The sequence below is a fragment of the Bacillus sp. ISL-35 genome, assembly GCF_018613355.1.
In the GTDB taxonomy this organism is placed as follows: Bacteria; Bacillota; Bacilli; order Bacillales; family Cytobacillaceae; genus Mesobacillus.
The window spans coordinates 293,547-312,460 of record NZ_JAGGQK010000004.1 but is presented as its reverse complement, the minus strand read 5'-3'; the positions used below and the strand labels follow the sequence as shown (position 1 = coordinate 312,460).

At 36.5% G+C, this 18,914-nt stretch carries 17 protein-coding genes and 1 pseudogene; all 18 read right to left on the bottom strand.

The annotated features are described in order from the left end of the window. Positions 1-68 precede the first annotated feature (68 nt). Positions 69-1,124: a glycosyltransferase family 4 protein gene (locus J7E38_RS07495; protein ID WP_215038294.1), complete on the bottom strand. Its 1,056-nt coding sequence runs from the start codon at positions 1,122-1,124 to the stop codon at positions 69-71. Between the two features lie 170 nt (positions 1,125-1,294). Continuing rightward, positions 1,295-2,029, bottom strand: coding sequence for a WecB/TagA/CpsF family glycosyltransferase (locus J7E38_RS07490; protein ID WP_214706236.1), 735 nt, complete (start codon positions 2,027-2,029; stop codon positions 1,295-1,297). A gap of 425 nt (positions 2,030-2,454) precedes the next feature. Beyond that, positions 2,455-3,240: pseudogene (gene tagH, locus J7E38_RS07485) on the bottom strand (teichoic acids export ABC transporter ATP-binding subunit TagH); the annotation flags it as partial. A 15-nt stretch (positions 3,241-3,255) separates the two neighbouring features. After that, positions 3,256-4,053 (bottom strand): ABC transporter permease, encoded by a 798-nt coding sequence (locus J7E38_RS07480; RefSeq protein ID WP_214706234.1) that lies wholly within the window; start codon positions 4,051-4,053, stop codon positions 3,256-3,258. A gap of 110 nt (positions 4,054-4,163) precedes the next feature. Further along, a complete protein-coding gene (locus J7E38_RS07475; protein ID WP_214706233.1) occupies positions 4,164-5,360 on the bottom strand; it encodes a CDP-glycerol glycerophosphotransferase family protein in 1,197 nt (398 codons plus the stop codon). Positions 5,361-5,363: 3 nt separating this feature from the next. Further along, positions 5,364-5,753 (bottom strand): glycerol-3-phosphate cytidylyltransferase, encoded by a 390-nt coding sequence (gene tagD, locus J7E38_RS07470; protein WP_214706232.1) that lies wholly within the window; start codon positions 5,751-5,753, stop codon positions 5,364-5,366. 209 nt (positions 5,754-5,962) lie between these two features. Further along, entirely contained in the window at positions 5,963-6,808 is an 846-nt protein-coding gene (gene rfbD, locus J7E38_RS07465) for a dTDP-4-dehydrorhamnose reductase (RefSeq protein WP_214706231.1), read from the bottom strand. Position 6,809: 1 nt separating this feature from the next. Then, positions 6,810-7,796, bottom strand: a complete 987-nt coding sequence (gene rfbB, locus J7E38_RS07460) for a dTDP-glucose 4,6-dehydratase (protein ID WP_214706229.1) — start codon at positions 7,794-7,796, stop codon at positions 6,810-6,812. Beyond that, entirely contained in the window at positions 7,793-8,359 is a 567-nt protein-coding gene (gene rfbC, locus J7E38_RS07455; RefSeq protein ID WP_214706228.1) for a dTDP-4-dehydrorhamnose 3,5-epimerase, read from the bottom strand. The genes rfbB and rfbC overlap by 4 nt, the downstream gene beginning before the upstream one ends. 1 nt (position 8,360) lies before the next feature. Next, entirely contained in the window at positions 8,361-9,248 is an 888-nt protein-coding gene (gene rfbA / locus J7E38_RS07450; protein WP_214706227.1) for a glucose-1-phosphate thymidylyltransferase RfbA, read from the bottom strand. After that, the gene (locus tag J7E38_RS07445) at positions 9,248-9,577 is read right to left on the bottom strand and encodes a hypothetical protein (protein ID WP_214706226.1); all 330 of its coding nucleotides are present in this window, start codon (positions 9,575-9,577) and stop codon (positions 9,248-9,250) included. Before J7E38_RS07445 ends, rfbA begins: the two co-directional genes overlap by 1 nt. A 31-nt stretch (positions 9,578-9,608) precedes the next feature. Continuing rightward, complete coding sequence (locus J7E38_RS07440) at positions 9,609-11,123, bottom strand: glycosyltransferase (protein WP_214706225.1); 1,515 nt, start codon at positions 11,121-11,123, stop codon at positions 9,609-9,611. Between the two features lie 109 nt (positions 11,124-11,232). Next, positions 11,233-12,780 carry a glycosyltransferase gene (locus tag J7E38_RS07435; RefSeq protein WP_214706223.1) on the bottom strand — a complete coding sequence of 516 codons (1,548 nt, stop codon included), beginning with the start codon at positions 12,778-12,780 and terminating at the stop codon, positions 11,233-11,235. Positions 12,781-12,795: 15 nt separating this feature from the next. Continuing rightward, positions 12,796-13,731, bottom strand: coding sequence for an NAD-dependent epimerase/dehydratase family protein (locus tag J7E38_RS07430; RefSeq protein WP_214706221.1), 936 nt, complete (start codon positions 13,729-13,731; stop codon positions 12,796-12,798). A gap of 27 nt (positions 13,732-13,758) precedes the next feature. Further along, positions 13,759-15,657, bottom strand: coding sequence for a CDP-glycerol glycerophosphotransferase family protein (locus J7E38_RS23855; RefSeq protein WP_214706220.1), 1,899 nt, complete (start codon positions 15,655-15,657; stop codon positions 13,759-13,761). Between the two features lie 83 nt (positions 15,658-15,740). Beyond that, a complete protein-coding gene (locus J7E38_RS07420) occupies positions 15,741-16,907 on the bottom strand; it encodes a CDP-glycerol glycerophosphotransferase family protein (protein ID WP_251030264.1) in 1,167 nt (388 codons plus the stop codon). A 49-nt stretch (positions 16,908-16,956) separates the two neighbouring features. Continuing rightward, positions 16,957-17,982, bottom strand: coding sequence for a ribitol-5-phosphate dehydrogenase (locus J7E38_RS07415; RefSeq protein WP_214706218.1), 1,026 nt, complete (start codon positions 17,980-17,982; stop codon positions 16,957-16,959). Then, positions 17,979-18,692: an IspD/TarI family cytidylyltransferase gene (locus tag J7E38_RS07410; RefSeq protein ID WP_215038292.1), complete on the bottom strand. Its 714-nt coding sequence runs from the start codon at positions 18,690-18,692 to the stop codon at positions 17,979-17,981. The genes J7E38_RS07415 and J7E38_RS07410 overlap by 4 nt, the downstream gene beginning before the upstream one ends. Between the last annotated feature and the right edge of the window lie 222 nt (positions 18,693-18,914).

Sequence of the window (18,914 nt, the reverse complement as noted above, 5' to 3'; positions counted from 1 at the left end):
GGGGTTATTTTTTTTCAATGATAAAATCTTTACGAAAACCCCTCGTCTTAAAGACGAGGGGCAATTTATCAACGATTTTTTTCATATTTAATTCCACGAACCATATTAAGCAGCGGCTTATAATCTTTATGCACTAAACCTACACTTTCTACAATCAATTCAATCGACAAGATCATAATGGAGAGAATCAATAATGATCCCCACATGGTTGTAAAGGAGAAGATAAAGCCTGTCAGCCCAAACATTGCGCTGATGGCATATATCAGCAGCACTGTTTGCCTGTGTGTGAAGCCAAGGTTAAGCAGGCAATGATGTAAATGTGACTTATCAGGTGCAGCAAGGGGTGCCTTCTTTACAAGGCGTCGAACAATAGCGAAGATTGTGTCTGTCATCGGCACTCCAAGCATGATAACAGGAATAATAAAGGAAATGAACGTTACATTTTTAAATCCTAATAATGAAAGCACGGCAATCATATATCCTAGGAACAATGCTCCTGTATCACCCATGAAGATCTTCGCTGGATGAAAGTTAAAAATTAAGAACCCTAACGTACTTGCAAGAAGAAGGAAGCCAATCGTCATAACATATACATCGCCCATTACAATGGCCATCCCCGAGATGGAGATTAAAGCAATTGAGGAAACACCGGCTGCAAGTCCGTCCAATCCATCAATTAAATTAATCGCATTTGTAACCCCAACAATCCACAGAATGGTAATTGGCAAGCTAAATGCTCCAAATTCAAGCCTTCCACCAAAAGGAAGATTAATGAAATCAACATCGATCCCGCCCCAAACCACAACTACCAAGGCAGCTACAATCTGATTGAAAAATTTGACCTTAGCAGAAAGGCCAAAGATATCATCCATGATTCCAGTAAACAGGATAATGACGCTTCCTGCTATGATTGCCAGGTGGTATGGACTATCAGGATTCATAATTAATAACCCAATTACAAAACTAATATAGATAGCTAGCCCACCCATACGAGGCATGATTTTTTGATGGACCTTCCTTGTATTAGGATAATCAGTGGCTCCTAATCGGAACGCCAACTTTTTGATTATTGGTGTTATAAGAATAGAGCATAAAAAACATAATATTAAGGTCAAATAAAACATAATGACCCTCCTCATGTATAGAATGCCCTAATAAGCGAATTATTGCAGGCATTATTTCTAAGAATGTTTACCAAACGTTCCTATTTTAGCACATATTGGTCAGTTTGTGGTTCTTTTTTTGTTACCACTTATTTGACGAGCAAAATAATAAAAAGTTTCAGAAAAAGCTGCTAATTATTTCTATACTTAGACTTTATAACATCTAAAACAAACAAAGGGAGAAATAGCATTCTCTTCCATCGGGATGGTTGTTTGATTAACCGGTAAAGCCATTCCAGATTGCTCTTTCTCCAAAATAGCGGTGCCCGTTTAACTGTACCAGCAAGGACATCTATTGTACCGCCTACACCAATGAATACCCCTTTTTCGAACAATCTTAAGTGACTTGAAATCCATTGCTCCTGTTTTGGGAATCCCATTGCCACTAATACAATATCCGCCTTAGACGCTTTTACTTTCTCAATAATTTCTTCCTCATTATTCTCAAAAAAACCATGATGTCTGCCAGCAAGTTTTATCCCAGGATACTTAACTGACATGTTACTCGCTGCCCTTTCGTTCGTTTCTTCAGTTCCGCCTAAAAGAAATATACTCCAGCTATTATCAACAGCTTGTTCGAGTAAATTCATGGTTAGATCAAAACCAGTTACTCTCTCTTCCAATGGTAATCCTAAGATTTTGGAGGCAAGTAGAATTCCGAAACCGTCCGGAACAATATAATCTGCAATTAAGAGATTTTCCTTATAGAGGTTATTCCGTTTTGCATACATAACGATTTCTGGATTAGCCGTAACAATAAATGTTTTTTTTGATGTGTTTATATTTCTTACCGTTTCATTAACCATTTCTTCGAATGTAATATTTATAAATGGTATATCGAGTATTTTTACTTTGTCATTATTCATAAAAAAACACCCTATTCCTTCACTGAAAAATCTCATCTATTAACATTATCATGAAATACAGTTAGAAGAAATAGTTCTTTTATATACTATTTATGGATGTATAGTTAAAATCATCCCAGCTTAAGGATGCAACGTCCATTCATTCCTATGCAATTTGTTTATTCCGCCTTTTTTTCCGTTAACCTCATCAAAATTAATAATCAATTTAAGTGCAGGTTCCACAATTGGTTTGGCCATTTTTCTAATCCATGGTATTGAAATAACCAACTAAGTCCTCTCCAGAAAATTAAGATTATATGATGTAAAAGGTTTTTTCTCAGATATTTACCCTAATGTTATATATTACAAACCCTTATAAAAAAGCAAAAAATCTAAGCCATCTATCAAAGACAGCCTAGATTTTATCAATTTGTATGGGCAACCATGCCGCTTTGTTTGCGAATGACTTCTTCTCTGAACTTCTTCTGTTCAGCAGGCGTCATCGCTTTATACTTTTTCAAAAACTTTTCATACTCCGGTATTACTTCTGAAACAGGACCATATGCCTTAATTTCCCCGTATTCCAGCCATAAAGCTTTTTCGCAGAACTCTTTAATCTGTCCCATGGAATGGCTGACAAAGAAGATTGTTTTGCCTTGTTCCTTAAACTCAAACATCTTATTTTTGGATTTCTGTGCAAAAGCCTGGTCTCCTACGGATAAGGCTTCATCTATGACCAAGATATCAGGATTAACCGTTACTGATATAGCGAATCCTAGTCTTGACTTCATACCGCTTGAATACTTCTTGACAGGCTGATCGATGAATTTTCCAATATCCGCAAAATCAATGATTTCTGGTTCCATTTCCTTGATTTGTTTTTTATTGAATCCAAGCATTAAGCATTTTAACTCAATATTTTCACGACCAGTCAACTGATTATTAAGACCGGAAGCTATCGCAATCAACGAAGTCTGCCCTACTGTTTCTACAGTTCCAGATGTGGGAGGAATAACTCCTGATATGATATTTGACAGGGTTGATTTCCCTGAACCATTTACACCGACCAAACCGATTACATCACCTTTTTTGGCTGTAAACGATATATCTTGAAGCGCATAAAAATCTTCGCCATATCCGCCTGGCAATATGACATCCAGGAGTTTCTCCGAGCTTTTTTTATGCATTTTATATTTTTTATAAACGTTTTTTACGATTACTGTTTCACTCAAATGAGAAACCCCCTTTTACATATAGTCAACAAAATGATTTCTGAATTTCACATGCAGTGCAGACCCAATCATGAGAAGAATTAGCACCAATCCCCAGAAATAAAGTGTTAATTGCATATTTTCAATTATATACCACGATTCACCTAATATCGAAGCTCTGTATCCTTCAACCAAATAATAGAATGGATTAACCAGCATGATTTTCTTTATAAATCCATGAGGGACCCATAGCAATGGCGTTAAGTAGAGAAGCATCCTGACAATTGAAGTAACTATCATTTGTACATCCCTGACAATGGTAGCCAGCGTAGATGTAATTAGGGAAATTGCGATAAGTAACATTAAGGTCCCAAACATGAAATAAGGCAATTGTATAAAGTAGATAGAAACGGTAAAATCCGTAAATTGTAACCCCAGTGTAATTAAAGCGACCAGTATCAGATGCGAATAAAATTTTGATACAATTACGTATGTCGGAATGACACTCATAGGAAAACTCATCTTAGATATAAAATTTATCCTTGTATAGATTGACTTCGAACCCTCTAACAGAGATTGGTTTACAAAGAACCAAACGGACATTCCGGAAAGCAGCCAATAAATAAAAGGTATTCCGTTTACATCTTGACCTCCACGAATCCCAAATCCGAATACAAACCAATAAATCGCAAGCTGAATCGAAGGGTTTATAACTTCCCAAAGCATCCCAAGATAATTATTATTGTTAGCACTTTTCAATTCAAATAAGGATAATCTTCTAATTAAGTAAAAGCTGTTTATTTGCTCCTTGATAACCGTAAACATTGATCTCATAAAAAAATTTCCTTCCTATAGCCAAGTAACAACATTGTTCATTATACATTACTTTCCCCATACTATGCATAGGAAAAACACAAGCCCCGAGAAATGCTTCTCGAAGCTTTTTATAATGCTCTTTGTTTCTGGTAAGCTTGATTCTCATTAAACATGTAGCTGACTAAATTCTTACTTGATTGACCACGGGAATATTTATTCCACTTTCTTGCATATTGATTAATCATATTTAGGTCAAAGGCATTATTCTGTATCATCTCAACAATTGTATGAGTATCCTTGACAATTGGGCCTGGGAATTCCTCAATCATACCAGTCCAAATTCCACGTTCTTTTTTATACTGATCTAAATCATACATATAAAAAATCATTGGTTTTCTCATTAAAGAAAATTCAAATGGAATAGATGAATAGTCAGAAATCAGAATATCTGCAATGAGAAGCAAGTCATTAATTTCATACATGGGTGATGAATAATCAAAAACAAATCCGGGAAATTTAGCACTATAGTCAACATTATTTTTAACTGCCGGGTGCAATCGTAGAACTAAAACAAACTGATCACCTAAATCCTTCGCCATTTGCTCAAGATCCAACTGCAGCTTAAATTGATTTAACTCATTATCTCTATATGTTGGTGCATACAATATAACCTTTTTCTCATTCAATGCTTGGTTTTCACCAAACAGCCTTTGTTTGCTTTCCTTTATCTTTTGTGCATCAAAGAAAAAGTCTGTACGAGGAATGCCAGTTTTTAATAATTTACTAGAATCAAGTCCAAAGGCATCGATAAAGATAGATTCCATGATATCCGAGCCTACAATAACTTTATCTAAACTATTGTACACCTTTTTAAAACGGTCCTTCGCTTTTGCACTTCTAAATTTGACAGATTCGTCCTGCAGCCCAAATTTCTTAATCGCACCAGTAGCATGCCATAATTGAATTGTTTCAACACCCTGACGCAAGTTAATAGCGGCAAAAAAACCAAAGTAATTATCCACGACGATCTTATGTGATGTTGCTATGTGGTAGACCGACTTAAGCCAATATATAATATTATTAGTTTCAAAAGGAATGATAGTCGCAGACTCATAGTCTTTAAATAAATTAATGCTTTTCCCTTTACATAAAAAAACTACGTCATAATTCAAATTTTGCCGACGCATTTCTTCATAAACATATTGAGTGTTATCTCCAAATGAAACGATAAATGTTACTTTGTCCTTCAATGGAAGTGTATTAAATAAAGTAAAGAACATTTTAAAGAAAAGGAGGTATATTGATATGGAAAGTTCTCTTACCATTCTTCACACCCTCTTTAAGTCAGTTTTAATTTTTGTCGTAGACACTCCCGTAGTTCGCGGAAGATAGATCACCTGGCATAACTCCTTAAGGAAATCAAAATGTCCCTTCCAGTCTTCTCCCATTACGAAAATATCAACTTCATGGTCTAATACATCTTTAATTTTTTGCTCCCAGTTGTTTTCTGGAATAACTTCATCAACGTATTTTATTGCTTCCAGGATCAATTTTCTATCCTCATAAGAATGATAAGCTTCTTTATGCTTCATTAGATTGAATTCATCTGTAGAAAGGCCAACAATCAAATGGTCGCCTAACTCCTTTGCTCTTTTCAGGATGTTAATATGACCTGTATGAAGCAAATCAAAGGTACCATATGTCAATACTTTTTTCATTAGCTTCTCAACTCCTTGTTGTACAGGTTAATTTATAAGGTCAATTTTAATATTTACAAAATCTCAATAAATCAACATAAATTTAACCTATTCTTCATTATATAGCTCAGAATGCATAATTTCAAACTCATTAACGTTTATTTCATTTCCTCAACAGCCTAATTTTTCCCTATATAAAAAAAGTGAGGGAAACAAAAGTTTCCCTCACTTTATTTTTCTACATCCTCCATAAAGCGTACAAGAGCATTCTTCCATGATGGAATAACGAACCCAGTTTCCTTCACACTGCTAAGCGACATAATCGTGTGCTTAGGGCGAGTAGCCTTTTGTGGGAATTCATTTGAGTCCACGGGTAATACCTCGACATCTTGATCCTTGAGAATTTCTTTTGCAAACTCAAACCAGGTAGCTTGTTCATCATTCGAAAAGTGGTAAACTCCGCCCGGGATATTGTTCTTTACAATGTACACCATAAATGATGCTAAATCATAGGCATATGTCGGCCGGCCGAATTGGTCATTCACTACTTTAAGAGTATCCATTTTTCCGGCCAATTTAAGCATGGTATAGACAAAGTTATTGCCATTTTCCCCAAAAACCCAAGACGTACGTATAATATGAGCATTCGGACTATATTCCAAGACAGCTTTTTCACCTGCTAACTTAGCCGCGCCATACTCATTCAAAGGATTTGTAGGATCATTTGTTTGATATTGGTCTTGCTTTGTACCGTCAAATACATAATCAGTACTAATGTAGATTAATTTGGCAGAAACCTTTGATGCCGCTTTGCTGATGATTGCCGATCCATCTCTATTCACTTTCCAGTTCAGTTCTTTACCGGTATCTTCGGCCGCCTCGACATTTGTATACGCTGCACAATGTAGAATCCAATCAGGATTGATAGAATGAATCACTTCATTCACCTTTTGTTCGTTAACAATATCCAAGTCTTCACGCCCGAATGAAAATACCTCGAACTGATCATTTTCTTTTAATATCGAAACAACATCCTGTCCTAATTGTCCATTCGCGCCAGTTACTATTATCTTCATTTTATTTCTCCAATTTAGCGCGTTCTTTCAGCGGGCGCCACCAAGCTTCATTATTTAAGTACCAGTCAATTGTCTCAACAATACCTGTTTCAAAGGTGTACTTTGGCTTCCAGCCTAATTCGTTTTGTATTTTTTGAGGGTCAATTGCATAGCGACGGTCATGACCAAGACGATCTTCAACATATTTAATTTTATCTCTTGAAAGCTTTAATTTCTCAACAATGATTTCAACTATCTCATTGTTAGTCCTTTCATTATGTCCGCCTACGTTATATACTTCACCTGGTTTTCCTTCATGAAGTACGAGGTCAATTGCAGAACAATGATCCTTTACATGAAGCCAGTCCCGAACATTTTTTCCATCGCCATAAATCGGCAACTCTTCACCATCAAGCCCGTTCGTAATCATTAAAGGGATTAATTTTTCCGGGAAGTGATATGGACCGTAGTTATTGGAACAACGAGTAATATTTACATTCATTCCATAAGTTTCATGGTATGAGCGAACGAGCATGTCTGCTCCTGCTTTACTTGCTGAATAAGGACTGTTTGGAGCCAGTGGCGTTTCTTCTGTAAAGTATCCTGTTTCACCCAGTGAACCATATACTTCATCAGTTGAAACCTGTAAATACTTCTGGATACCGGTTTCTTTTGCAGCCTCTAAAAGGGCAAGAGTTCCCTGTACGTTTGTCTCTACAAATACTCCTGGATTTAAAATGCTGCGGTCAACGTGAGATTCTGCGGCAAAATTGATGATTGCATCAATATTGTGTTCCTTAATAAGCCCCACCACTAACTCTCTATCAGTAATATTGCCTTTTACAAATACATGGTTAGGGTTATCTTTCAAATCATCAAGGTTGTGAATATTCCCTGCGTAGGTCAATAAGTCTAAGTTCACTACTTTATACTCTGGGTAAGTAGTTAAAATATGCCTTACAAAATTGCTGCCGATAAATCCGGCTCCACCTGTTACGATTAAATTCATCCTTTAAAATCCTCCCAAACAAAATTGTTTTCTGCATCCTTTAGCTTCGGATGTTTTCCATCCTTTTCAGACAGGATTGGAGCAGAAACCGGCCAATCGATTGACAAGTTCTCATCATCCCAGGCAACCCCACGGTCATGCTCTGGGGAATATAGCTCATCCACTTTATAAAGTACATTTACATTTTCAGTTATTGTACAGAATCCATGGGCAAATCCCTTTGGAACCAATAATTGACGTTTGTTATGCTCGCTAAGGATATAGCCCTCCCATTCACCATAGGTTGGAGAGCCTTTACGCATGTCCACCACGACATCATAAATTGCTCCAGTTGCCACTCTTATCAGCTTGGTTTGCGCCTTGGGAGCTAATTGATAATGCATCCCTCTTAAAACACCTGCTTCTTTAGATAGCGAATGGTTGTCCTGAATGAACTTTTCAGTTATTCCATTTTCATGAAACAGCTTTTCATTATAGCTTTCCATGAAAAAACCGCGGTGATCGCCGAAGGACTTTGGTTCGATTAATTTGACACCCTTTAATTTGCTTTCAATAACCTTCATATCATTTTCCTTCCTTTGCTGCTTCACGCTCTACTAAGCGAAGCAAGTACTGGCCATATTCATTTTTCTTAAGTGGCTCCGCTAATTTCTTTACTTGTTCCGCGTCAATATAGCCCATGCGGAAGGCGACTTCCTCAAGGCAAGCAATTTTTAAGCGCTGACGCTTTTCAACGGTTTCGATAAAAGTCGAAGCTTCGAGTAAAGATTCGTGTGTTCCTGTATCCAGCCAGGCAAATCCTCTTCCCATTAATTCCACTTCTAAATCGCCACTTTCAAGATATAAGCTATTCAAGTCGGAAATCTCTAATTCGCCTCTTGGCGATGGCTCAATTTGTTTAGCAAACTCCACAACCCTATTATCATAAAAATAAAGTCCAGTTACAGCATAGTTGCTCTTTGGATTGTTAGGCTTTTCCTCAATAGAAATGGCTTTCATATTTTCATCAAATTCGACAACGCCAAATCGTTCAGGATCATGAACATGATACCCAAATACAGTTGCTCCTTTTTCTTTTGACGCAGCGCGCTGAAGCATTTTTGACAACCCTTGCCCATAGAAGATATTATCTCCTAGTATAAGTGCTACGGTGTCGTCACCAATGAACTCTTCACCGATAAGAAAAGCCTGTGCCAAGCCTTCTGGTTTTTCCTGTACCTTATATGAAAGATTAATTCCTAAATCAGAACCGTCACCAAGCAACTGTTCAAAACGATGTGTGTCTTCAGGTGTAGATATGACCAAAATATCCTTGATTCCCGCCAGCATAAGTATTGATAACGGATAATATACCATAGGTTTATCGTAAATCGGTAACATTTGTTTAGAAATAGCTCTAGTTAACGGGTACAGTCTTGTCCCACTTCCGCCCGCTAATATAATACCTTTCATTAATTATCACCTCGAATAACTTTTTTTATGGTTTTTAATATTCTCTTCATTGAATTTTTTTGATTTTGCGGTGTTGGTGAGTGATTTACAGTTTGTGTGTTTACATCATTCTGTACTTTAATTGATTTTTCTTCAACATCCCTAATCTGGACAAATTCTGTATTCATCACTCCATCCGTATCAACAGGACGAAGTTCAAACCAACCTTCTACACTAGGATATACTATTAATTCCTGGCCTGAATTATTATGCTCATTAACAACCTTTGCATTAACCGAAGGCCTAGCATATGTTTTCACGTTCTCCCTCAAAGTCCTTACTTTTTTCATTTTAACCCTCCCTAATTTTCCAAACGGTCAACTAACTGTGAATTTTTACATCCAATGAAATATTATCATGAGGCTTTGTAAAATAGGCACGGATAGAGTAATTATGACCAAAAGAAGAGATATTGGAATTTGTCTTTTGGGCTGCTACCGAAGCTGCCCTCGAAGCCCCAATCCGCCTTCTTTTTGTATAACCACCGATAGATGCTTCTACAAATAAATCCCATGGACCAATCAGGTTTTCATCAAACAGAATTTCTCGGTAATCAACCACAAATTCAAAATTTCCCTTTGATATTGAAGATTCATTTTTATGCGATACTTCAAGGCCAGAATTTCGATGTACAAGAATCAAGTCGTAATGAACATCAAAATTTATTAATAAGTTTTGAACAAATTCGCCTCTAATAATGAATTCCTTTTGTCCAAAAAATAAATCGTTAATAAACACATTTGAGGTATTTTTAAAATTCACAACAAATTCTTCATCATAGGAACATTCCTTTGACAATTGTTTAAGATTTGCATAAATTAAGCCATTTTCAACTCTCGTTATATCATTCGATGTTATTTTTTGTATATCTCTGTGGACAGATAATAATTTAGATACATCGTTATCTTTCGCCACTTTTACTAAATACTGAAACCTTGTAGCTAATGAGGGGATAATCTCGTCTTCAACAAAAGTATTAAAAAATAATTTGGTTTCATTGAGCCATTCTACTTTTTGTTCCAGAGTTAACAGTCCCGATAAAAGATGCCCTTTAAGACGACTAGCATGGAGAAACCGATTTAAAAAAGCAATTTTTAATTCTTTCTTATAAAGTGCATTTAGGTTGCTTTCTCTAATAAACTCCATGATTCGGTTAAAAGAGAAAAAGAATTCTTCTGCTGGGAAATACTTAAGGCTAAGATTCTCATTTCCCCTGGCAACAACAAAATAATAATCATAATCGGCCATAACTGTAATAACTTTAGCACTTATATAACATTGCATCACAAAGAGCTGATCTTCCCCAACTACAGCCTTAGGATGAAATTCAAAGCCATTTTCTCTTATAAACGAAAGGTTAAACATTTTATGAGGAGCAAGTGAATAAATGAGATTATCTGAAATGATGTCAGCATTTAAACGATTACCTTTTTTAAACATTGATTGTGGCACATGCCTACCATTTACTCCAACATATTTGCCGTAAATTACATCGGATTTATTCTCTTTAGCCGAATTATAAAGTCTTTCGAGTGCTTCCTCTCCTAGAAAATCATCATTATCGAGAAACATGATAAACTCTCCACGAGCTGCTTCAATTGCATTATTTCGTGGAATCATTGGTCCTCCTGAATTAACTTCCCTGTCGATCAAAATAAGGTTGTCCATAATTTTACTATAGGATTCTATAACTTCTTTACTGTTATCCGTAGAGCAGTCATTAACACATATGACTTCAAATTCATTAGAAGGCATAGTCTGATTAATTAACGAATCCAATGTAACATTTAAATGCCTTGCTGCATTGTAAATAGGAATTGCTACAGTAACTTTCAATGTCTTTCCTCCATCTTTAGTTTGTGAACCAAAGTAATAATTAGTAAGCGAACTTTTAAAAAACGCATTCAATTAATGTTAATACGTACAAACAAAGTTTTAATATTATTTACTCCTCTTTCCTCAACTGGTTAAAAAGTTCAATCCATTTACTAATGACTAATTCTGTTGAGAAATTACTGACAACAAATTCTTTTGCCGCTCTTCCCATTTTAAGTCTTAATTCGGGATTTCTTAATAGCTCAATTATTTTCGCAGATAAGGCCTCTCTGTCTCCTTTTGGAACAAGGAAGCCAGTTTGTCCATCCTTAATAATGTCCCTCATGCCATAATTTACATCGTAACTAACGACTGGTACCTCACAAAACATTGATTCTAAGCTCGCAACATTTAACCCTTCAAATTGAGAAGTAAGAATTGTACCATTGGTCTTACCTAATAACTCACCAACATTGGGAGTATACCCCTTAAGAAAAACACTTTTTTCCAAGCCTAAATTTCGAATAATTCCATTGAGTCTTTTCCTATCTTCCCCGTGGCCATAAATCTCCAGCTTAGCATCCGGGATTTCTTTGATTACAAAGCTAAATGCCTGAATTGCTTCATCTATAGCTTTTTCCGGATGATATCTTGAAATCATGGTTACTAAATTGGGAACACGATTGACTTTAAAATTTCTGATTGGAGTAATGAAATTAGGGATGACGTAAACATTCCCAGAATCGCCAAACTGCTTTAGTATATCTTTTTTTTGCGATTCAGTCAGTACAATTAAAGCATCTGCCTGTTCCACGTTTTGGAGCAAGGTTACATGGTCTTGCTTAATAGGACTGCCATACACATAAGGAGAGTCAAGATGATTCGTATGAATCGGATAAATCCTGTATGCCACTTCGCTATCCATGCTTAACACTTTAGCGGCCGAACCTACTCCGTCACAGATTAGAAATGGTTTTTCCAATTGTTCACGGCATAACTCATTCAGCCAGTATACATGAAATTCTTTATTGTTCTTGAATTCCTTTACCTGATTAGAGAATTTATTAAACAAGTATATTCTTTGGATAATGCCATTCTTGTGATTATACCATTTGTTTAGGTAACAAAAACCGTCTTTGGTATAGTACAATTCCTGGCTGGGCTCGTTGCTGATAAAATCAAAGTATATTTTTCGGCTTATATAGCCTTCCTTGTGGAAAACTTCTCTAAAAACTCTGGCCCTATTTTCATTAAAATAGTCAATATGGGAAATAAGCCCTGATTTAGACCATTTTTTATACTTAATATAAAGTCCATCCCGAAAATACCGCGCATACTTTTTATCTTTGTAGTCATTATCCTGAACGGAAAACCCTTTTTCCATTAAGAAGGAGGCCGTACGATAATATTTCCGTTGTTTTTCTGTTACAACGCCAGTAGTATTTATTTGCTCATAATAATTATGTATGTTTAAAATGTTTACCTTCTTGGAGAGTCTTCCATCTTTTCGAAGCTTATCCTGAATTTCATCATAGTTGTCTTTATCATCCAAGCTGATTAAATCAACATCAAAATTAAAGCGTTTTGTAAGTTCCGCAGATCTGCTCAGCATGACACTTGTGATTCCACCTTTATTTATATCGATATCATAAAGGAGCATAAAGATTTTCCTATTCAAGATACCTCCCCCCCTTTATATTTCTTTGCCTGCTGAAAAATGCAAATCATACATTTCATTAAGCCCATCTTTTATAGAATCCTTTGGCTTCCAGCCTAATTGAGATATAGTAGACTGGTTGCTTAGGACACTCTTTTTTATATCCCCATCTCGTTCATTTTGAAAAATAATCTTTCCTGGATCATCAGCCATTTGAATCATTGTATTCGATAATTCATTCAAGCTAATTGCTTTGCATGTTGAAACATTAAAGGTTTTCCCACTTCCATTTTTTAATGCCATAAGATTTGCGTGTGCTACATCTCTTACATATACAAAATCTCTGGTTTGTTCACCATCACCAAAAATAGTCAGAGGTTCACCGTTTTTTATTTTTTCCATAAAAATCGAAATGACTCCACCCTCACCGTTTGGATCCTGCCGTGGGCTAAAAACATTAGAATACCTGAGAACGGTATAATCCAACCCATGAAGGTGGTGATACATTTCCAAATACTTTTCTACTGTCAGCTTAGAAACACCGTACGGAGACAAGGGATAGACAGGATGTTCAGTATCAATCGGGAAATATTTTGGTTCTCCATAAACGGCAGCACTAGAGGCATAGACAATCTTTTTCACCTTTGCCTTCAGTGCAGCCTCTATTACTTTTATGGATCCTTTAATGTTTATCTCTTCATCCAAAATAGGACGCTCTATCGAGTTAGCCACACTTACCTGGGCGGCATGGTGTATGATGTAATCAGGCTGAGATTCCAAAACAATCTCGTGAAATTCAGGACTGAGTATGCTGCATTCATAAAGAGAAACATCCATCCCTGATATGTTACTCTTTTTGCCAGTGGATAGATTATCAACAACTAATATCTCAAAGCCTTTCAGGGCCAACTGTTCAACGATATGGGATCCAATGAATCCACATCCACCGGTAACCAAAACTTTTTCTACCAATTCAGATGGCCCCCTTCCTGTTATAAGTTAAAATTGTCTTTCTTCCAGTTCTTTATCTAAGATAAGATGATCTACAACCCTCGAGCTCGATTTTCCGTCGTGATGATCAAAGAAATACTCAATAAATGGCTTAATTTTCTCCATTTTAAAATCTTCTTCTTTTATCGTCTGTATAATATCATCAGTTGAGCGAGCGAGTGGGCCAGGAATAAAAGAAGTGTACTCATAATAGAAGTCTCTCTTTTGTACATATTCCTCGACGTCGTATGCAAAGAAAATCATCGGCCTGTTAAGCAGGGCGTACTCAAAGCATACTGATGAGTAGTCAGTAATAAGAAGATCAGTAACAAATAGCAAATCGTTAATTTCCCTATACGAAGAGAAATCATAGAAGAAGTCTTTATACTGATATGGAATATTAAAATCGTTTTTCACAAAAGGATGAATTTTGAACAAGAAAACATAATCATCCTTTAATTCTTGATAAAGCTTTTCCAGGTTTAGCACTTCCATTGGATAATGAGCGGATTGCTGGCCATTTCCACGAAACGTTGGAGCAAAGGTAATCACTTTTTTATTTCGCAGGAAGGGAAACTCCTGATAAAGCCTTTGTCTCACTTCTTCTTTATACTTTTCATCAAAGAAGATATCTGTTCTTGGAATTCCGGTTGGAACAACCTTTTCTTCATCTATGCCAAATCCCTCTGCATAATATTTCGCTACATGCTTGGAACTGACGATTGCTTTAGTATAGTTTCTATGGTTCTTTGATGTAGGTGAAGGACCTCCAGGACGCCCAATACGGCTGAACCCGAAAGTTTTAAATGCGCCAACAGCATGCCATAGTTGGATAAGTTCCGCGTCCTCGCGTATTTCCAGCGGATAAATCATCGGATAAAAGTCATCCAGAATGATAAATTTGGAAGTAGCCAAATGGTATGCCAGTTCTTTGATTTCCTTAAAAGATTTTTTCTCATCCACTCCCCTTTTCAGCAGGAAGTGATATTCATAATTCAATCCTTTTTTGATCATTTCATCGTAAACAAACTGGAAATTCCCGCTCATCTCACTTCTGCTGTCAGATGCGAAGATCACTTTGTTTTGATTAATCGGGCGCATTGAGTACATTTTATATAACAATCTGAAGCCAGTGGAATTAAAGAAACGATAAATAACTCCCCGCTTTTTCTCATCGGCATCCAGGCTCATTTCCCTTGGGTCAAAGTCTTTTAATTTGGAAGAAGTAATCTTTAGAGTTTTAACAGGCTGGTCATAAGTAGCCAGCAAATTAAATTTCATCTCTCTTTTGGCGGTGAAATATTCCATTTTAGCCGAATGGAATCCTTTTTCAAGATAAGGCTGAATGTTACCTAACGGATAGATTTTCCGATATCTTTTATCTCCCAACACATGGACTTCAATTTCAATATAAACTTTATATTCAGAATCGGGAAGAGGCTTGTTATCATCAATTGTTGCAAAGTTGACCTTCCCCTCAAATCCAGCCCATCTATATATAAAATCAATTTTTTCTTCGGCATAAACTGTTTCCACAGGAATGTCCTGAAGTGATATAATAATTTTCTTCCCCATTTTGTCGATTAAAACCAATCTTTTCTTTACAAGATCTTCGTCTGTGATAGGAAGGTTCTCAAGGTAATAGTAACCTTTAACAGTCATGATTGGACCATTCCACTTTAAGTAGGTCACTTTACGCCTAGGTATCAGATTCTCTTCTTCTCCAGCAAGTTCATTGATAATAGGAAGTGATTCACCTAAATGATCTTTTTTAATAATGATGCGTTCATCATCAATCAGTACCGGCAGATCCGAAGAACTGTAAGAATTATCAACAATCGATGTCTTAACAGGAGTACTTGACTTGAAGAGGATTCGCTTAATTTTCCTTTTCACCCTAGAAATCATATATTTCGCTCCAATCTATAAGAACAAATTACTTATTTTATTAATAATAAATAGGGGATTTCCTTAATCCCCTATTTTCATATTCAATTATTTTGATTAGCCGGCATTCCCAGTAAATGATTGACGATTCTTTTGCTTGATTTGCCATCGAAATGGTTAAAAAAGAATCCCCTGAATTCACTGACCAAGCTTTCATCAAAATCCTTTTCAACAATCCATCCAGCCAGGGATTCAGTATCAGTAAATAACGGGCCAGGTATAAACCTTCTAAAATCAAAGTAAAAGTCGCGCTCAGCTATATATTCTTCCAAATCCGGAGCAAAAAATGCAATAGGCCGGCATAATAGGCTATAATCAAAAATAACGGAAGAGTAGTCAGTAACCAGAATGTCTGAAATAACTAACAGCTCCTCAATCGTCAACTGCCCCTCAAGCTTTATAGCAAAATCTTTTGTATCCTCTTCGATCATCAGACCTGCTTTCATATAAGGATGAAGATTAATCAATAAACAATACTCATTTCCTAACTGTTCCTTTAAGAAGGGAATATTCAATGGGGGCAAAAACTCATTTTGATAATGGCTGCTTCCCCTGAATGTCGGGGCATAGAGAATAAACTTTTTATCTTGGAACTCCGGAAAAATCCTATCAAATTTTCTTTTTGCTTCCTCCTTTACATTCTCTTTAAAGAAGAAATCAGTACGCGGGATTCCAAAAGGATAAATTTGACTAGAGTCCATATCAAAAGCTTCGGCATAAAACTCTACGACATTACTTGAACTAACATATACTCTTGTATAGTTTGAATGAATCTTCACATGCTTTAAGTAGGCTTTACTTGGACCAAAAGGTTTATCGATCGTACTTAAGCCGAACTTCTTAAATGCCCCAGCCGCATGCCAAAGCTGTACAATATCTGTACCTTCACGCGGTTTTATGGCATAGACAGGAAAATAAAAATCATCAATGATAAAAAAACGAGAGGTAGCCAGTAAATAGCTCACCTTTATCATATGTATCACATAGGTGATTTTCCCGGAAATAGAACTGTTGAATTTTTTAAACAGAAAATGATATTTATATGAATCCTCTCTTTTTATGAACTCATTATAAATACAAAGAAGGTTTCCTTCGATTTTTCCAGAACGGTAGGAGGCGAAGGTAACCTTTTTTTGATCGACAGGAAATAAAAAGCTGAATATGAAAAAAGGAATCCGGATTAGATTTTTCACCAAAATAGTGGGAATCATTTTTAAGTTCACGGACATGATCCTGCCTTTCTCATATTCAGCGTTACAATTATATTTTCCACTCCATCACTGTCTTGCCCCATGAGGAGGTTAAATCCTTTTCAAAGGCATCAATGATATCCTGGATCGTTCTTACCTCATGCACTTCTCCAACAAGGGTACCCAGTCGATCGACAAACTCAGAATGCTCTACCATGAAGTCCACCGTATTCTGGAAATCAACTCGTCCACTACGGCTGCTCCCTATTACTGTAATTCCCTTTTCCAGTATCATTCTAGTGTTTATTTCTACTGGGTACTCAGATACTCCCATAATGGAGATAGAGCCTTCAGGCTGTAAATGATCAATGATCTGGTTAATTGCATATTGACTGCCTTTTCCGCCTACTGCTTCAAATGCATGGTCAATAAAGAGATCCTCAGGAATTTGATCTATTTGATAAGCCTCATCAATAAATGAAAAATGATCGAGCTTATACTGATTCTTTCCGAATATAATAACTTTACTGTCCTTATAACGTTTTTTCAGCATTAAAGAAGTAATGTAACCCAGATTGCCATCACCCCATACACCAAACACATTCCGGCGATGATGTGCTCTTGTTTCAAAACGCACAAGAGAGTGCATAGCAATTGTGATTAATTCGATAAATGCGGAAACATAAGGATCAATATCCTGCGGCAACACAACCAGACGGTCACGATTCAGGAATACATAATCCTGCATGAATCCATCATAACCGCTCGACCGGAATTTACTCGATCTTAAATAGTTTTCAGCAATAACCTCGTCCGTTTCCGTAGGTGTATTAGGAACCATCACTACAGGAGTACCTGTTTTGAATTCCCCTTTTGGGTCATAAACTACCTTACCTATCCCTTCATGGATAAGAGCCATCGGCAACTTCTTCGCCATGGCTTCCTTTCCGCGAGTCCCAGTATAGTAACGCTGGTCAGCTGCGCAGATAGAAAGATGTGTCGGCCGGACTACAACATACTCAGATTGTAGGGAACGATCCTTATAAGTCACTTCAAACTGCCGCGGAGAGACTAGACGGTACACTTGATTAATCATTTTGAGATCCGCTCCTGAATTATGGCATTAGCAACTTTTAAATCGTAAGGAGTCGTGACTTTGATATTGAACACTTCTCCCCTTACCAGCTTAACCTTATCCCCGTTAAGCGCACAGATTTTAGCTGCATCTGTTAAGATGGTTTTTTGTTCTTCAGTCAATGCATTATAATAATTGACTAATTTATTAATGTTAAAGCTTTGTGGTGTTTGCCCCTGATACATCGTGTCACGGACAGGAATATTCGAAATTACTTCGCCGTCTTCCGATTGGATAATCGTATCAATGGCTTCAATCACAGTGTCAACTGCTCCATATTTTAAAGCCGCATCGATATTTTCATCAATAATGCGGTGTGTCAAGAATGGACGTACAGAATCATGAGTGATAATGACGTCATCATCATTAAGTCCAAAGTTCTTTTCCACATATCGAATGCCGCTCATGATCGATTCATTGCGGTCTTTTCCACCCTCGACGACAACCACTCGACCGTTATCACCGATATGCTTTTTAATGATATCCTTCGTGTGGTTGATCCAATCCTTTGGTGAAACGATGATAATTTTATCAAAACGGTCATTCAATAAGAACTTCTCAATTGTGTGAATAATAATTGGTCGATTATTGAGAGTCAAGAACTGTTTAGGCATATTAATATTGCCCATACGCGTTCCTTTACCCCCTGCCAAGATTTCTGCGTAAATCACCATTACCACTCCTGTTCTACTGTGTTTTTATTCGAGCTTATAGCAAATGTAAGTTTTTGAAGTATATTGTAAAAGATTGATAGTAAAATACATAATTCAATATACACTTTTTCATTTTCATTATCAAGCAAAGGCAAAACCCAAGACAGTCAATGTACAGTACTGATAGGCAATAAAAAAAAATCAGGCTGGTAAAACCTTTAGCCTGATTTTTCAATTCCT

What these genes read in the sequence shown, in the direction of transcription:
- rfbC (WP_214706228.1), bottom strand. Translation starts at nt 8,359, where the DNA reads ATGAAGGTTATTGAAAGCAAATTAAAGGGTGTCAAATTAATCGAACCA.
- rfbB (WP_214706229.1), bottom strand. Translation starts at nt 7,796, where the DNA reads ATGAATTTAATCGTAACAGGTGGAGCCGGATTTATCGGCAGCAATTTT.
- rfbA (WP_214706227.1), bottom strand. Translation starts at nt 9,248, where the DNA reads ATGAAAGGTATTATATTAGCGGGCGGAAGTGGGACAAGACTGTACCCG.
- J7E38_RS07420 (WP_251030264.1), bottom strand. Translation starts at nt 16,907, where the DNA reads ATGATTCCCACTATTTTGGTGAAAAATCTAATCCGGATTCCTTTTTTC.
- J7E38_RS07415 (WP_214706218.1), bottom strand. Translation starts at nt 17,982, where the DNA reads ATGATTAATCAAGTGTACCGTCTAGTCTCTCCGCGGCAGTTTGAAGTG.
- J7E38_RS07490 (WP_214706236.1), bottom strand. Translation starts at nt 2,029, where the DNA reads ATGAATAATGACAAAGTAAAAATACTCGATATACCATTTATAAATATT.
- tagD (WP_214706232.1), bottom strand. Translation starts at nt 5,753, where the DNA reads ATGAAAAAAGTATTGACATATGGTACCTTTGATTTGCTTCATACAGGT.
- J7E38_RS07475 (WP_214706233.1), bottom strand. Translation starts at nt 5,360, where the DNA reads ATGGTAAGAGAACTTTCCATATCAATATACCTCCTTTTCTTTAAAATG.
- J7E38_RS23855 (WP_214706220.1), bottom strand. Translation starts at nt 15,657, where the DNA reads ATGATTTCTAGGGTGAAAAGGAAAATTAAGCGAATCCTCTTCAAGTCA.
- J7E38_RS07445 (WP_214706226.1), bottom strand. Translation starts at nt 9,577, where the DNA reads ATGAAAAAAGTAAGGACTTTGAGGGAGAACGTGAAAACATATGCTAGG.
- rfbD (WP_214706231.1), bottom strand. Translation starts at nt 6,808, where the DNA reads ATGAAGATAATAGTAACTGGCGCGAATGGACAATTAGGACAGGATGTT.
- J7E38_RS07480 (WP_214706234.1), bottom strand. Translation starts at nt 4,053, where the DNA reads ATGAGATCAATGTTTACGGTTATCAAGGAGCAAATAAACAGCTTTTAC.
- J7E38_RS07495 (WP_215038294.1), bottom strand. Translation starts at nt 1,124, where the DNA reads ATGTTTTATTTGACCTTAATATTATGTTTTTTATGCTCTATTCTTATA.